General features: G+C 48.5%; 17 protein-coding genes. 11 read left to right on the top strand and 6 right to left on the bottom strand.

Features of this window, described 5'->3' with window-relative positions:
* Positions 1-278 precede the first annotated feature (278 nt).
* The 3 genes from OM95_RS13820 (at position 279) to OM95_RS13810 (ending at position 3089) form a co-directional block, all read left to right on the top strand.
* Positions 279-1910 (top strand): ABC-F family ATP-binding cassette domain-containing protein, encoded by a 1632-nt coding sequence (locus OM95_RS13820; RefSeq protein ID WP_041874964.1) that lies wholly within the window; start codon positions 279-281, stop codon positions 1908-1910.
* Entirely contained in the window at positions 1910-2704 is a 795-nt protein-coding gene (locus OM95_RS13815) for an alpha/beta fold hydrolase (protein WP_041874962.1), read from the top strand. Before OM95_RS13820 ends, OM95_RS13815 begins: the two co-directional genes overlap by 1 nt.
* 148 nt (positions 2705-2852) lie before the next feature.
* The gene (locus tag OM95_RS13810; protein WP_291516438.1) at positions 2853-3089 is read left to right on the top strand and encodes a hypothetical protein; all 237 of its coding nucleotides are present in this window, start codon (positions 2853-2855) and stop codon (positions 3087-3089) included.
* Between the two features lie 5 nt (positions 3090-3094).
* Here OM95_RS13810 and OM95_RS13805 read toward each other — a convergent pair whose 3' ends face one another.
* Positions 3095-4141, bottom strand: coding sequence for a spermidine/putrescine ABC transporter substrate-binding protein (locus OM95_RS13805; RefSeq protein WP_291516436.1), 1047 nt, complete (start codon positions 4139-4141; stop codon positions 3095-3097).
* A gap of 29 nt (positions 4142-4170) precedes the next feature.
* Between OM95_RS13805 and OM95_RS13800 the strand changes: the two genes are divergently transcribed.
* From OM95_RS13800 to OM95_RS13770, 7 genes are all read left to right on the top strand, one after another.
* Positions 4171-5049 carry an ATP-binding cassette domain-containing protein gene (locus tag OM95_RS13800; protein ID WP_291516433.1) on the top strand — a complete coding sequence of 293 codons (879 nt, stop codon included), beginning with the start codon at positions 4171-4173 and terminating at the stop codon, positions 5047-5049.
* Positions 5046-5870, top strand: a complete 825-nt coding sequence (locus OM95_RS13795) for an ABC transporter permease (RefSeq protein ID WP_041874957.1) — start codon at positions 5046-5048, stop codon at positions 5868-5870. Before OM95_RS13800 ends, OM95_RS13795 begins: the two co-directional genes overlap by 4 nt.
* On the top strand, positions 5863-6702 hold the full coding sequence (locus OM95_RS13790) for an ABC transporter permease (RefSeq protein WP_291516431.1): 840 nt from the start codon (positions 5863-5865) through the stop codon (positions 6700-6702). The genes OM95_RS13795 and OM95_RS13790 overlap by 8 nt, the downstream gene beginning before the upstream one ends.
* Positions 6671-7924: an MFS transporter gene (locus tag OM95_RS13785; protein WP_291516430.1), complete on the top strand. Its 1254-nt coding sequence runs from the start codon at positions 6671-6673 to the stop codon at positions 7922-7924. The genes OM95_RS13790 and OM95_RS13785 overlap by 32 nt, the downstream gene beginning before the upstream one ends.
* A gap of 85 nt (positions 7925-8009) precedes the next feature.
* Entirely contained in the window at positions 8010-8600 is a 591-nt protein-coding gene (locus OM95_RS13780; RefSeq protein ID WP_041874956.1) for an RlmE family RNA methyltransferase, read from the top strand.
* Positions 8597-9277 carry an RNA pseudouridine synthase gene (locus OM95_RS13775; RefSeq protein ID WP_041874954.1) on the top strand — a complete coding sequence of 227 codons (681 nt, stop codon included), beginning with the start codon at positions 8597-8599 and terminating at the stop codon, positions 9275-9277. The genes OM95_RS13780 and OM95_RS13775 overlap by 4 nt, the downstream gene beginning before the upstream one ends.
* Before the next feature lie 76 nt (positions 9278-9353).
* The gene (locus OM95_RS13770; protein WP_291516428.1) at positions 9354-9836 is read left to right on the top strand and encodes a MarR family transcriptional regulator; all 483 of its coding nucleotides are present in this window, start codon (positions 9354-9356) and stop codon (positions 9834-9836) included.
* A gap of 16 nt (positions 9837-9852) precedes the next feature.
* Here the strand turns inward: OM95_RS13770 and OM95_RS13765 are convergent, their stop codons facing one another.
* The 5 genes from OM95_RS13765 to OM95_RS13745 all read right to left on the bottom strand — a co-directional run bounded on the left by OM95_RS13765 (position 9853) and on the right by OM95_RS13745 (position 13719).
* Positions 9853-10509 carry an HD domain-containing protein gene (locus OM95_RS13765; RefSeq protein ID WP_041874952.1) on the bottom strand — a complete coding sequence of 219 codons (657 nt, stop codon included), beginning with the start codon at positions 10507-10509 and terminating at the stop codon, positions 9853-9855.
* A 17-nt stretch (positions 10510-10526) separates the two neighbouring features.
* Positions 10527-10700: a VOC family protein gene (locus OM95_RS17380; protein ID WP_291516426.1), complete on the bottom strand. Its 174-nt coding sequence runs from the start codon at positions 10698-10700 to the stop codon at positions 10527-10529.
* A gap of 257 nt (positions 10701-10957) precedes the next feature.
* Complete coding sequence (locus OM95_RS13755; protein WP_291516424.1) at positions 10958-11434, bottom strand: thermonuclease family protein; 477 nt, start codon at positions 11432-11434, stop codon at positions 10958-10960.
* 36 nt (positions 11435-11470) lie between these two features.
* Entirely contained in the window at positions 11471-12400 is a 930-nt protein-coding gene (locus OM95_RS13750) for a S8 family peptidase (RefSeq protein ID WP_291516422.1), read from the bottom strand.
* Between the two features lie 209 nt (positions 12401-12609).
* Positions 12610-13719 (bottom strand): GGDEF domain-containing protein, encoded by a 1110-nt coding sequence (locus tag OM95_RS13745; protein ID WP_041874950.1) that lies wholly within the window; start codon positions 13717-13719, stop codon positions 12610-12612.
* 236 nt (positions 13720-13955) lie between these two features.
* On the opposite strand from OM95_RS13745, the gene OM95_RS13740 reads away from it, so the two are divergent.
* Positions 13956-14383, top strand: a 428-nt coding sequence (locus tag OM95_RS13740; RefSeq protein WP_041874947.1) for a Rieske 2Fe-2S domain-containing protein, incomplete at its 3' end; no start/stop codon positions are given.

Here is a 14383-nt window from a genome sequence, read left to right as displayed (position 1 = left end):
AAGCCCTCCACAGAGCTTAAAAAGCAACCCTAAGACCATATGAGCGCGCCGTTGATTTGGCGAAGTGCTTGAAATTCTTAAAGCTTCCCAAGCAGAAAATTCCCGGAAGTTTCATTTTTTGTGTACACTCCTTAAGGTGCATACGAACTAGGCAAAATATTTAAAAATTTTTGGCGCACTTTCGTCTTTTTCACGCTATAAAAAACGCGCTACTCGCGCCTCCGCGCAGGATGTGGAGCGAGCTGGGCTCGCGGAACTGAACTAATTAGGAAACAAGAATGATTCACTTATCAAACATCTCGAAGCAACACGGAAATAAGATCCTTTATCGCAACGGCTCTTTTCAAATCAATGCCGGCGAAAAAATCGGATTGGTTGGGCCCAATGGCGCCGGCAAGACGACGATCTTCCGCATTATCACAGGCGAAGAAGGTGTTGACGGTGGCATAGTTTCTAAATCCGATCGTACGGTGATTGGCTATTTTTCTCAGAACATCGAAGCTATGCAGGGGCGTTCCGCTTTGGAAGAGGTGAAATCAGCCGTCGGCAATATCGGCGATATGCAGGCGCGCATGCAAGAGTGCGAAACTAAGCTGGCCGATCCAGAACTTGACGCTGATGAAATGACAAAAATTCTTGAAGAGTACGGCGAGTTGCAAGGCGAATTTGAGCGTTTGGGCGGTTATGATTTAGAATCTCGGGCTGCCGAAATTCTCACGGGTCTGGGCATCGGTCCTGAGGACTATCACCGTCCGACCGAAAGCTTTTCGGGTGGTTGGAAAATGCGTATCGCCTTAGCCAAGATCCTGGCTTTGAATCCGGAAGTTCTTCTGATGGACGAGCCCACGAATCACTTGGATGTCGAATCCATCATCTGGCTTGAAGAATGGCTGGCAAATTTCCCGGGCGCCATCCTGATGACCAGCCATGATCGTGACTTTATGAATCGTTTGGTGACGAAGATTGTGGAGATCGCGAATAAGACGATCACCGTTTACGGCGGTAACTATGACTTCTACGAAAAAGAACGCGAAATTCGTTTGCAACAATTGATCGCGGCGGCCAAACGCCAGGAAGATATGTTGGCAAAAGAGGAAGAATTCATCGCTCGCTTCGCTGCGCGGGCCTCACATGCGGCGCAAGTACAGTCGCGCGTGAAAAAACTTGAAAAAATCGATCGTATCGAAATTCCGCCGGAAGAGGCCGAAATTAAATTCGAATGGCCCGTTCCGCCTCGTGGTGGTGACGAGGTCGTGAAGTTTGAAGGACTTTCGAAAATCTGGAAACGTGACGACGGCAAAGAAAAATTAGTCTTTTCCGGCGCCAATGCGTTGGTGAAGCGGATGGATCGCATTGCCGTGGTCGGTGTGAACGGAGCGGGGAAGTCCACCTTGTTGAAAATAATCGCGGGGCACGCGGAGCCGACCGACGGTGCCGTGACCATCGGGGCTTCCATCAATCTGGGCTATTTCAGTCAGAACTCTTTGGATGTTTTAGATCCGAAAGCGACAATCCTGGATGAGGTGCATGCACGCATGCCGAATGCGGGATTGGGTTTTGTGCGCAGTCTTTTAGGTGCCTTTAAGTTTTCCGGCGAAGAAGCGGAAAAGAAAATCTCGATCCTTTCGGGTGGTGAAAAGTCGCGCGTGGTGTTGGCGACAATTCTGGCCCAACCTGTGAATCTTTTGATTCTGGATGAGCCGACAAACCACTTGGATATCAAGTCGCGTGAAGTGCTGTTGGAAGCAATTAAAAATTTCCCGGGCACTGTGATGATTGTAAGCCATGATCGTCATTTCCTCAGAGAAATCACCACCCGCGTTTTTGAGGTGGATAAAAACCAAATCCGCATCTACGAGGGGAACTACGAGTATTACACGCATAAAAAACATCAAGAAGCCCAGGCGTAATGACGGGCCGTCACCTGGATCTTCGCTCTTTTAAAATTCCTTTGGGGAAGTTAGCCCCGTTGGAAACTTTTAAAACGCGTCAGGGCGACGTTTTATCTTATCGCTTTTATCCTGCCTGGTGTGAAGATCTGATTGTTCTATACCACGGCGTCGGCAGTGACAGTCGCTATATGTGTGTTCTGGCCTCGGCCTTGGCGAAGGCGGGTTATGCCAATGTAGTTACACCGGACTTTCGCTGTCACGGCGCCAGCTTGAACTCGTCTGATCGTATTTCTCCTAACCAGTTAGACATCGACCTTGAAGAGCTTCTGATCCACATAAAAATGCAAAGGGCCGTTGCCAGAATAACTCTCGCCGGGCACTCGTTAGGCGGGGGATTCACACTTAGAATCGCCACCTCGGATTTGCGCACTCAGTTTGCCAAGTTTGTTGCTTTGGCGCCGCGCTTGCCTGAACATTTGCAGGCCTTCTATCCCGGTCATGGCGGCTGGATCAGTGTGCGTGAAGACGGTGGCTTTGTCGTGAACATGCCCGAAGCCTTGCGCAGCGGACAGGAAAAGTTGACGTACAGCAAAGAGTTTTTGGTGGCGGCATCGCCTTCTGAAGATGTCCTGGAGAAGTTAAAGACCCTGGCCCCGCCACTGAAGGTTTTCACTGGTGCGGAAGACGAAGTGGATATTCCGGACCGCCATTCCGAGCTTTTCACAAAAGCGCGCATTCCAGTTGAGATTTTGCCGGAGCTCAATCACCTCACAATTGTCTCAAAGCCGGACAGTTATTTGTCTCGATTTTAAATTCACGCGTTACAGAGTTTCAAGATGAGCTGCGAAGATTAATTTTGCTTTGTGGCGGCACCATAATTCGTTGTTCGCATCAAGCTTCCCCAAAGTCCTGCCGAAGAGTTCTACAGAATAACCAGAATTTTGAACGTAGGTGGTGGTTATGAATTCAGAGGTAGGGGTGTTTGCCCTGCGCCAGGTTTTAGCGTCGACCGCGGTGGTCGGCCCGATCTTGATTCTGATCGGGCTGTGTTATTATCTCTTCAAACAGGACAAGAGAAGCGTTCTTTTGTATTTGTGCGCCGGAGTCGTTTGCACAATCATCGGCGTGGTCTGTTTGTATACCGAGTTTCGGGTGGAAGCGGGGCAGGCTCCCGAGGTTCAGAGAGCCGCCAAGTAATCGAGCTATTGAGTTTTGATTTCCGTCCAGGCGTCTTCGTAAAGTTTATTCTTGTCGCCTAGATCTTGGATGCGCTCGAGGTTCTTTAAGGTGTTCGCCTTAGGGAAGAGTGCTTCGTTGTTTTGCAGCTCTTTGGGAAGTTCTGACTGAGTCTTGTTAAGAATTGGGCCGCCCAAGATCGTCTTGACCTTGTTGATTTCGGCTTCTTTGCTTAAAAGAAAATCAATCAGTTTATGCGCGGCCTCGACATGTTTGGCACCTTTGGTAATGACCAGGTTGTCGATCGCCAAAGTCGCCCCTTCGGCAGGGATGATGTATTCGATTTTTCCGGGCGAACGCGCCGCCGCTTGCAGAGCGTCTGACGAATAAGCTTGAGCCGCGGCAACTTCTTTATTGCTCAAGATATCAATTGTATCTGAAGAAAACATCTTCACATTCTTCTTGGCCTCCAAAAGTGTGGCTTTGGCTTTTGCGATTTCTTCAGGTTTGGTTGTGTTCACGCTGTAACCGTGCATTTTGAGTGCGGCACCCATCGTTTCGCGGACGTCGTCTAAAAGAGCCATTTTTCCGCGAAGTTGATTGTTTCCAAAAAGATCTTTCCAGCTATTCATCGGGCCTTTGTAAAGCTCGCGGTTGACCGCAATGCCGACCGTCGTCCAAATGTAAGGAACGGAGTGCTCGTTCTGTGGATCAAAATTCTGCTTTAAAAATTGCTCAGAAATTTGTGCCTTGTTAGGCAGAAGTTCTGGTTTTAAAGGTTCTAGCAGGTTCATTTTTCGCATGATATCGACCATGTAGTCGGAAGGCACGGCGACATCGATTCCTGAGGCGCCCATCTGCATTTTCGCCAAAAGCTCTTCATTCGAGGAATAATTGGAAATATGGATCTTGATGCCAGTCTGCTGTTCAAACTGGGCCTGCATTTCCGGAGAAAGATAGTTGCCCCAAATTGAGAGGTTCACCACTTTTTCCGAAGAGTCGGCGGCATCTTTTTTCGTACAACCCGCAATGAGCAAAGAAAGAACGGCGGTCGCGATCAATATTCTCGACATTTTTTTAAATCCTTCTTATTGTTAAATGAATGTTAGAACTTCTGAATATAGGTAAAAGTTTTTCCAGTCAAACGGCGTTAAAGGGAATCAACCTTTCTATCGCTGAAGGAGAGTTTTTCTCTCTCTTGGGCCCAAGTGGTTGCGGGAAAACGACGCTTTTAAGAATTATTGCCGGACTTGAGAAGGCGACGTCGGGACAAATTCTGTTGGCTGGTCAGCGCATGGACTCTTTGCCGGCTCAGAGGCGCCCCTTTAACATGGTTTTTCAGCGGCATGCTCTGTTTCCCCATCTTTCTGTCGGCGAAAATATCGCCTTCGGACTTAAACTGAAGGGATTTTCCAAAACTCAAATTGCCGACAAGGTTGCCGAGGTTTTGGCTTTGGTAGAAATGTCTGCCTTTCGCGATCGCAAACCCGAAACTTTGTCGGGCGGTCAATCCCAGCGTGTGGCTGTGGCCCGCGCGTTGGTAAATGAACCGAAAGTTTTGCTCTTGGACGAACCGCTGTCGGCGCTGGATCAGAAAATGCGCGAACATATGCAGAAGGAGCTGCGCGCACTGCAAAGAAAGCTTGGACTTACTTTTATTTGTGTCACGCACGATCAGGAAGAAGCGCTGGCCCTTTCGGATCGTATCGGAATTATGAGTCACGGGATTTTAGAGCAAGTCAGCTCGCCTCGGGATATCTATGAAAATCCTGAGAGTATTTTTGCCTCGCACTTTATTGAGTCGGCAAGCTGTCTCAAAGGGGAGCTGGTCGAAGTCAGTCACGATCTAGCGACCATTCGTTTAGGGGACGGCAGTTTGATCAGGGGGAAAATCGGCGTACCTCCGGACCAACTGAAAGTTGGAATGAATTTGGAGGCCTACGTGCGAAAGGCCTTGGTGTTCGGAGAGCGAAGTAAATGAAGCTTCGCGATTTTTTTCTTCTTCCCGCTCTTTTGTGGTTTGTGGTCTTTATTCTGGCGCCTCTTCTTATCGTCATTGTGGTGAGCTTTGCAACCCGTGGGACTTATGGCGGGCTTGAATGGTCATGGACCTGGCAAAACTATCCCAAGGTTTTTTCGGGCGCGTACTTAGGAATTTTTCTTGAAAGCCTGTGGCTTGCTGCTGTGACGACGGTCCTCTGTTTGGTTTTAGGTGTTTTGGTTGCGTGGGCCATGGCGACCTCCACAGCCTCTTTGCGCTCTTTCTATGTCATGGCTATTGCCTTGCCGTTTCTGACAAATCTGGTGATTCGCATTTACGCGATCCGTGTCTTTGTCGGCGTCGAGGGACCTTTGCAGTTGCTTCTTACGACCGCGGGGATACCATTTGATCCCTTTGCATTGACGCAGAATAAATTTCTGGTTCTGTATGGGATGGTTACAACCTATCTGCCTTTCATGGTTCTGCCGTTATATGGAGCCTTTGAAAAACTTGATTTCTCTTTAGTTGAAGCCGCGCAGGATTTGGGAGCAGGGCCGTGGCGTACACTCACCTCGGTCATTCTGCCGAACTTAAAAAATGCTCTTTGGAGTGGTTCGCTCTTGGTTTTTATTCCTTCTTTGGGAGAATACGTCATCCCGGATCTTTTAGGCGGGGCGAAGAATATGCTGTTCGGAAATCTGATCACCGAACAGTTTTTAAAGGCGCGCAATTGGCCGTTTGGAGCGGCTCTTTCCGTCTTATTTATGCTTCTTCTTTTAACCGTAGTTGTTATAGCGGGAATGAGGAGGGCACGTGAGTAAGGAACGGTCCCGACCCGCAGCACCCCTTATAGCAAAAGCCGTTTTGTGGCTGGTGCTGGCGGCTCTCTATATTCCTATCGCGGTGATGTTGATTGGCGCGGTCGTGCAGAAAACGCCTGGCGGGATTGTGTTCTCATTGCAGGCATTTGCGGAAGTCCTGCAGGATGGGGGGCTCGTGCAGGCGTTGTGGAATAGTGTTGTCATCGGTTTTTCCTCAAGTGTTTTAGCAACAGTGTTAGGAACTTTGGCGGCCTTAGGCCTTCGCCGCAATCAAAAATCCTGGCGTCGGAATGTGCAGGCGCTGTCGGTCGTTTCTTTGATTTTTCCTGAAATCGTCTTTGCCCTTTCGCTGCTGTCCTGGTTTTTTATTTTGCAGTTTGAATTGGGGCGAAGCACAGTGATTCTGGCGCATGTCAGTTTTTCCCTGTCTTATGTGATGATGACGGTGCAAGCGCGACTGTCGACTTTGGAAACTTCGTTGGAAGATGCCGCGCGGGATCTGGGCGCGAACTCGTGGCAAGTGCAGAAACTGGTTTTGCTGCCCTTATTAAAGCCCGCTATTCTTGGCGGTTTTATTTTGAGTTTTCTACTTTCTTTTGATGATTTTCTTATCACCTATTTCGTCAATGGCGTGGGGCAGGATACTTTGCCGGTAAAACTTTACACCGCTATGAAAATGGGGGTGTCACCGAAGCTCAATGCTCTTTCTAGCGTGATGTTTTTAATGACTTTGTTCATCCTGATTTTCTTCTTCCGTTCTTCTTCGTTCCGTGTTCTCTTTGAAGAAAGCCGGGGGACCAATGGAAGCAAATCAGAAGAAAAGAATTTTTAGCTGGGCGCTGTATGATTGGGCTAATAGTGCCTATTCGACGACGGTCATGGCTGGTTTTTTTCCGATTTTTTTTAAGTCTTACTGGAGTCATGGAACAGATGCCGTGGTGACGACGGCGCGTCTGGGGACGGCGATTTCCGTGTCCAGCCTGGCGATCGCTCTATTAAGTCCCACGCTGGGCGTGGTGGCAGATCTCAAAGGGTTTAAAAAACTTTTTTGTATGATCTTTACCGTGATCGGAGTTCTTTCGTGCGCCTGGATGGGCTTCATTCCCATGGGCGATTGGGTGGCTGCCATCCTGGCTTATGGAATCGCCATGGCGGCCTTCAATGCGGCCAGCGTTTTTTACGATTCGCTTTTGCCCTTCGTGGCCCAGGGAAGAAAGATGGATTATGCCTCGTCGCTAGGATACGCCATGGGATATCTGGGGGGCGGCGTTCTTTTCTTGATCAATGTTTTGATGTATCTTTTCCCAGCCACTTTTGGAATTCCCGACGGTGTGACGGCGATTAGAATCTCTTTTGTGATGGTCGCCGTGTGGTGGCTCGTATTTTCTTTTCCCTTGGCGAAAAATGTTCCCGAGCCGCATGTTGAAGTTTCGTCCCACAATATATGGCGCTTGACTCAGGAAAGTGTAAAAACTCTTCGTCGCACCTTCAAAGCCCTTCTTCAGGAAAAGAATCTTCTGCTTTTTATGGTGGCCTACTGGCTTTACATCGACGGAGTTTACACCGTCATGACGATGGCTGTGGACTATGGTATCTCGATCGGTTTCGCAGCCAAAGATCTGATTGCGGCGTTGTTGATCACACAGTTCATCGGTTTCCCCTGCGCTTATTTTTTTGGAACCTTCACACGACGTTGGGGAACAAAAGCGCCGATTTTGGCGTGTATCGTGGTTTACAGTTTGACTGTCGTCGCGGCGACTTGGATGTCGCAAGCGTGGCATTTCTATCTTCTGGCGACGGTGATCGGGATGGTCCAAGGGGGTGTGCAATCCCTGAGTCGATCGATGTTTGGGCGTATGATCCGACCGGAAGAAAGCGGAGAGTATTTCGGTTTATTCAACCTGGTGGGTCGGTTCGCTTCGATATTAGGCCCCTTGATCGTTGCCGTCGGGGTGACAGTCACCGGGAATTCGCGAATGGGAATGATGGGGCTCTTAGTCCTCTTTGTTTTGGGAGGGGGGCTTTTAGCCCTCGTCAAAGAGACCAAAGAGTGAATCTTTTTTAAGAAGCGACCGCCAAAGGCCGTTTGCCGCAAGAAGTGGTGGACTTTGGCCCACGAAAGTCAGATAACCCACCGATATGACTTACAATCCACGCGATCATTATTTCAAAAAAGCTAAGCAGGAAAATTTCGCCGCGCGCTCGGTGTTTAAGCTTGAAGAGATCGACAAGAAATACAAAATATTTAAGCCCGGGCAAGTTGTTTTGGATTTAGGAGCGTCTCCCGGATCGTGGTCGCAATACGCTTCGAAAATGGTGGGTGATAAGGGGAAAGTCCTCGGGGTCGATTTAAGTCCCGTGACCGTGAAACTGAAAAATGCCGTTTTTATTCAGGCCGACTTGCGTGATCTGAATCTGGAAGAGATTTTCAAAGAGCACGGCTTTGAACCTCCGTTTGATTTAGTCATGTCTGATATGGCGCCGAAGACCACTGGAATACGTATGACCGATCAGGCCCGCTCCATGGAGTTGTGTGAGTTGGCTCTGGATGTCGCTCGTCGTTTCCTAAAGAAAGATGGGCACTTTATCTGCAAGCTTTTTCACAGTGATGATTTCACGAAACTTCGGGATGATATCAAAAAATCTTTTGTGAAGTGCGAGGCTGTGAAGCCGGATTCCACGCGCAAAATTTCCAAAGAAATTTTTTTGGTGGGTATCAGTAAAAAATGATTCAAATAGTTTTTGAGAATGAGAACTTTGTCGTCTGCGATAAGCCCAGCGGCGTGTTGACGACACCCAGTCGTTACGAAGCCGAAGACAATCGGATGTGCTTAGGAGTCGAACTTCAGAACCAGCTACGACAGCAAATTTTCCCCATCCACCGTCTAGATTTTGAAGTCTCGGGTCTTGTGCTGTTTGCTAAAAATGCGAATGCTCACAAAAAAGGCAATGTGTGGTTTGAACTCAAGCAGGTTCAGAAAACATATCGTGCCGTGACCTGCAATCAGAGATTTGATCATATTCCAGAAAGTGTTCCCAACAAGAGGGAATTCTTCGCGTTGAAAGAAGGGCAGACCTTCGAGTGGCGGTCGCGCCTTCTGCGCGGAAAGCGTCGCGCTTATGAAAGCCCTCAGGGAAAACCCAGTCTGACCACGGCAGTTTTTTTGGAAAAAAATAATCAGGATCTTGTTTGGGATTTAAATCCCGTCACAGGCCGTGCGCACCAGCTTCGTTTTGAGCTGAGTCGACACGGATTTCCCATTCACGGTGACTCACTTTATGGTTCGTGTATAGATTGTGGTGCCAATAAGATTTCTCTGCGCTCTTACAAAGTTGACTTCACTCGGGCGCCTGGAGCAGAAGCACTAGGTCTTCCTCCCGTGATCGCAGTATCTGCCGCTCCTTAACTTTGCAAAATGTCATATATGAGAACTCATGTAAAATAAGTTTGTTATTATTCAGTTCTCGTCGTTAAATAAAAATATGAATAAAGAATCTTTTTCGCCCTATCGAGCTGAAGTTGGAGAAGTGATGGACTGCATTCGCTTTATTTTTAAAGCGCTGCGAGTTTCATCCAGTCAGTTTGAAAAAGACATTGGATTAAGTGCTGCTCAGATTTTTGTTCTTAAGCAGCTTAAAGAAGAACCGGGCCTTTCTATCAATGACCTCGCACTTCGCACAACCACTCATCAAAGTTCCGTTTCTGTCGTTGTAAAAAAATTAGAAGAACAAGGTTTTGTAACCCGCGCGACTTCCAAAGAAGATTCTCGCCGCGTGGTCGTCTCTTTAACCCCTGAAGGCGAGAAAAAACTTAGCGTCATCCCTCGTACAGTGCAGGAAGAAATGATCGAAAGCTTGCAAAGAATGGATCCAGAGAAGACCAAAAAGTTGGCGGCTCTGATGAAAGAATTTGTGCAAGCGGCGGGTATTGTCGAAGAAACGGCTCCTATGTTCGGAGAGAAATAAACGAGCAAGGTCGTTCCTAAATTTCTCTTTTGATTTGATCCAAATAAGTTTTAATGAAGGCGATGCGATGCTCGCCTTCTTTTTTTGCTGTCGGGGTATTCAGGTGCTCCACCAACTTAAAAAGCTTCTGAAAAAAATGATCAATACCAAAACTTCGGTCATCGAGGCTGCGTGATTCTGCCCAGGGGTCCTCTTCAGAATAGAAAGGTCGATTCATCAGACTGGACGTGGCAAAGCAACGGGCAATACCAATCGCCCCCAGACTGTCCAACCGGTCGGCGTCCTGAATTATTTTAGCTTCCAGTGTTTTTGCCGGAATATTGGCGCTGTAGCTGTGGGCTTCAATCGCATGGCGAATCGCTTCGAAATACTCTTCCGGATAGCCTACGGACTTTAGATATTCAATCGCAGATTCTGCAGAAAGCTGAGAGGCGTAGGGGCGACGGGGATCGCCTTTGGGAACGTTGATGTAATCATGAAAAAAAGCTGCGGGCAGCACAACGTTCCAGTCACCTTTTTCGTGAAGGCACAGGTTTTTGGCGGTGTTCACGACCCGCATGATGTGCAAGTAGTCGTGCGCGGGGTCCGTTGGGGGATAAAGAACCCGGGCTTTATTGCTAAAAAGTTGAAACCATTTATTTTCTTCTGAAGATGCGGGCGTGTGACTTTCCATGGACCCCATCCTATCACTCATTCCGCTTCAGGCAAATTGATCAGCGTCTTATTATGGTGAGAAGGCTCCCAGAGTTCTATTTTATTGCCCTGAGGGTCATAAACCCATGCAAACAATCCGTGTTCATTCTCTTCAATCCGATCATCAATACGAACACCGTTTTCAGCCATGGAGGTCAGTAACGCTGCCACATTGTCCACCTGAAGGTTGAACAAACAGCGCGTTGGCGAAGGCGAGAAATAGCTCGTGTCATAGGGAAGGCAGTTGACAGCCGTAGAGTCGGGAAGGGTGCGCACTGGGAATCACAAAAGCGCCGTCAGAGTCCCGCATAAGACCCAAGTTTCTTTGGTACCAGGGAAATAGATTTGGGGGTACGCCATTAATTCTCATGGCCCATTTTCCTTGGCTGGTCTTTGTAGTCAAGACTTGTCCAAGGCTCTGTTACAAATCATTGGTTCGCGGGTTGCCGTAAAACTTTACACCAATCCGGGTGCTTCTTTGTTCCACCGTCGTAAGAGTACGCAAGATTGTTCTTCAGCAGAATGTCTTTCAACGATCGGCCATCGACTATGACATCCGCCAGGATGCGGAAGTATTTGTCACGCTGGACATTGTGAAGTTCGACTGTTTTGGCATTCTTCAGGGTGTTGGCGACCAGATTGCGGGCGATTTTTCCCGCTTCTTTTTCGCAGCGGTTTTTAGTTTTCACCTCGGGGGTGTCAATTCCTAAAACCCTGACAGAAATGTTTTTGCCGATCAGAGCGGGAACGTTCGGGATATTCACAGTCAGAGTATCGCCGTCATAATTCTTTAAAACCTTCACACAGCGAAACGTCGTATCGTTATGCAGACACTCAGAGGCCACAGAATAGATCGGGGTTGTTGCCAGGACAAAATAGAAGAAGGTGCGCAGATGCCAATTCATAAATTAAGCCTATCTTCTGTTTTGTCAGCCGTCAAACTAAGGAGTCGTCTGCAATGTCGCTAAAGCCGCTATGCGCGCTTGCGAGCGAATCTTTTTGGTTAAAAAACGGTCTTTGGTAGCACTTTTTTCCAGATATCTTTTAATGTCTTCGGGGCTGAGGGACTTTTCTGTTCGGGCCAGCAGTGAGGCAACCAGACCGCTGACCCAGGCCGTGGCCTGCGAGGTTCCAGTCATAAAACCATAACGACCGCCAGGCAGGGAAGAGAACACGTTCTTTCCCGGCGCTGCAATGTCTACGGACTTGGAGCCATAGTTGCTACTGGCCAAAAGGCGCTTGCGAGAATCTATGGCGGCGACGGAAATGATATTGCTCAATCGGTAGCCCGCTGGATAGTAGCCGACGCGGTCGGTGTCGCGCCCTTCATTGCCGGCCGCCGCGACAAAAACGATTCCCTGTTTTTGCGCGTCACGAATAGCAGCTTCTTCCAGCGGGCTTCTTGAGTCGCCACCACCTGAATAGTTGATAATGTCTGCCTTCATTTTCGTTGCATAGCGAATGGCTTTCACCGTCGCCAGCAAGTTGTCATCCCCTGACTGAAGAGGATCATAGTATTTTAGGATCATGAACTTCACACGATGTGTTTTCGCCTTTTGCAGAATAATGCCAGCGACATGAGTTCCATGCCCGTGATTGTCCGAGATATCGCGGTTGTTAGAAGCAAAATTCCATCCATGGAGGTCATCGGCATATCCATTGCCATCATCATCTAAAGTGTTTTTCTCTTCCTGGGGATTGACCCACAGATGATCACGCAACAACGGGTGATTGATATCAATACCAGTGTCGATGATTGCCACGACAATGTCGCGGTCTTTACTGTCAGCGATGCTGGCTTGTGCTTGTGTCACTAAATTCAAAAACAAAAGCAGAACTAAAATTTTTTGGGGAAGAGTTCGTGTCATCATGACGAACCTACAAAGCAAAGCGAAAGCCAACTGGCGACGCCTTCAATTCGATTTCGTCTGGAGATTCACTGCGACTGTTCAGATTTTTCAGAACACCCCGAAAATCGCGGCGAGTGATCAGAAAACTTCAGTCACTAGAACTGTCTGGGCAACTGTCTAAATTTTTGACACCTCAAGAGACAGGGAGCACCACCGAGAGGTGGTGCTGTTTAAGCGACGCGCTTAATACCAGGGGCTTTGGCTAAAGTATACTTATTGCGCCCGGTTTGTTTGGATTCATACAGTGCCTCATCTGCACGCTTGTACCAGCTATCGGCATTTTCACCTTGCGTGATTTCAGCTATGCCCATTGAAATCGTAAAGCGGATCTCCAGCTTGTCATGGACAAACACTTCTTTGCGAATGCGGGCCATGGCTTCGTCGGCCATTTTGGTGGCGGCTTCCGCGTTGCATCCCGGAAGAATTACAGCGAACTCTTCGCCTCCCAAGCGGGCTAAGAAGTCCTCTTCACGGGAAAAACTTTCCTGCAGCAGTCGCACACATTCCTTAAGGACAAAATCTCCGATATCGTGCCCATAGGCATCGTTGATTTTCTTAAAGAAGTCGATGTCTAACAGGATGAGTGTCATCGGATCTTTATCAATGTCGTGTAACTGCAGATAGCGTCGTACTTGCTCATCATAGCTACGGCGATTGTGCGCGCCGGTCATGTGATCGCGACGCATGGTCTGATTGGCTTCCATCAACTGTTTTTTCACGGTTGTCAGGTTCTTCTTGATGGACTCCATGCGTTTGGAACGGCGTTCGTTGGTCGAGTTCTGATGTTTCAGATAAAAGTTAATGAACTCTCGGGAACGAGCGCGTAGCTCTTCGATGGAATTGGATTCGACGGCTTCACGCAAGCCTTCCAAGCTTTGATTGATATCGGCTTGCGAGGCATCTTCCACCTGGGCTTCTTCGCTTAAGTGATCCGCAAAATCCCAGATAATGCGTTTGAAGTCGTCAAACGTGTTTTGCACGTAGGTGTATTCATCAATGCGATAGCTCGAAATAAACTGCCGCAGACGAAACAGTGTTTTTTCCGTGGCTTCCGAATCGGCCTGGACGAGTTCTTTGGCGAAGGTGTCCAGTTTGGCGCGAACTTTGCGCACAGAGTGATTTTGAATTTCAAAAAGGTGTTTGTTGTAAACATCCAGAATGTAAAGCAAAGTGGCGCGGTCTTCAGTCAATGAGGGCGTGGGGGAAGGACCTTTTTCTGAAGAAGGCGTGCCCCAGTCCATATCAAACTGCTCGACAAGTTTTTTCATCCACTGTTTCAACGTAGCCTCCTGGCGACTCAACAACCTTGCTTCTCATCGGAATTCTGAGGTCTTGATTGAAGGTCTGCGACGGATTTTTAATCAAGAGTCCTGTTTCGGATTGAGACAAGCAACATAGTCGAAGCACGAGTCGAGTGATTTTCAGAGCGCATTGTTGTTTTTATGCACAACTTTCCGACACCGCCTGCGGGGGGCGGGGAATGGGATTATGATTAAGGCCATCAAGGAGATGTGTCATGGCTGTAAGTGCAAAAGTCAGCGGACCGGACTTCTCTAAGGGAGTTTCTGAGGAAATACTTAAAGACAATGAAAGCCTGCTTGGTCACATCGGCGGAGAGCCGGTGCTGCTCGTCCGTCACGAAGGTGATTACTTTGCCGTCGGTGCTAAATGCACTCATTACGGTGGCCCCCTCGAAGCTGGAATCGTCAGTGGCGATAAAGTCGTGTGCCCTTGGCATCATTCATGTTTTGATTTACGCACTGGCGAAGCGATCAAGGCGCCGGCATTAAACCCGATCTCGGCCTGGCATGTGGAGGTTCGGGATAACAAAGTCTTCGTCACCGACAAAAAAAGTCCAGTGACTGCGCCACGCAAAGGCACAGAGTCACAGCACTTCGTCATCGTCGGAGCCGGAGCGGCGGGAACCGCCGCCGCCGTTATGTT

Origin of the sequence: Bdellovibrio sp. ArHS, from assembly GCF_000786105.1 — a bacterium.
Taxonomy (GTDB): Bacteria; Bdellovibrionota; Bdellovibrionia; order Bdellovibrionales; family Bdellovibrionaceae; genus Bdellovibrio.
The sequence above is the reverse complement of the archived record's forward strand: the minus strand, read 5'-3'. Positions and strand labels throughout refer to the sequence as shown.

Bases quoted from the DNA above. Each gene is read 5' to 3' on its own strand.
- OM95_RS13820 (WP_041874964.1), top strand. From the start codon at position 279: ATGATTCACTTATCAAACATCTCGAAGCAACACGGAAATAAGATCCTT.
- OM95_RS13815 (WP_041874962.1), top strand. From the start codon at position 1,910: ATGACGGGCCGTCACCTGGATCTTCGCTCTTTTAAAATTCCTTTGGGG.
- OM95_RS13810 (WP_291516438.1), top strand. From the start codon at position 2,853: ATGAATTCAGAGGTAGGGGTGTTTGCCCTGCGCCAGGTTTTAGCGTCG.
- OM95_RS13805 (WP_291516436.1), bottom strand. From the start codon at position 4,141: ATGTCGAGAATATTGATCGCGACCGCCGTTCTTTCTTTGCTCATTGCG.
- OM95_RS13800 (WP_291516433.1), top strand. From the start codon at position 4,171: ATGTTAGAACTTCTGAATATAGGTAAAAGTTTTTCCAGTCAAACGGCG.
- OM95_RS13795 (WP_041874957.1), top strand. From the start codon at position 5,046: ATGAAGCTTCGCGATTTTTTTCTTCTTCCCGCTCTTTTGTGGTTTGTG.
- OM95_RS13785 (WP_291516430.1), top strand. From the start codon at position 6,671: ATGGAAGCAAATCAGAAGAAAAGAATTTTTAGCTGGGCGCTGTATGAT.
- OM95_RS13780 (WP_041874956.1), top strand. From the start codon at position 8,010: ATGACTTACAATCCACGCGATCATTATTTCAAAAAAGCTAAGCAGGAA.
- OM95_RS13775 (WP_041874954.1), top strand. From the start codon at position 8,597: ATGATTCAAATAGTTTTTGAGAATGAGAACTTTGTCGTCTGCGATAAG.
- OM95_RS13770 (WP_291516428.1), top strand. From the start codon at position 9,354: ATGAATAAAGAATCTTTTTCGCCCTATCGAGCTGAAGTTGGAGAAGTG.
- OM95_RS13765 (WP_041874952.1), bottom strand. From the start codon at position 10,509: ATGGAAAGTCACACGCCCGCATCTTCAGAAGAAAATAAATGGTTTCAA.
- OM95_RS13755 (WP_291516424.1), bottom strand. From the start codon at position 11,434: ATGAATTGGCATCTGCGCACCTTCTTCTATTTTGTCCTGGCAACAACC.
- OM95_RS13750 (WP_291516422.1), bottom strand. From the start codon at position 12,400: ATGATGACACGAACTCTTCCCCAAAAAATTTTAGTTCTGCTTTTGTTT.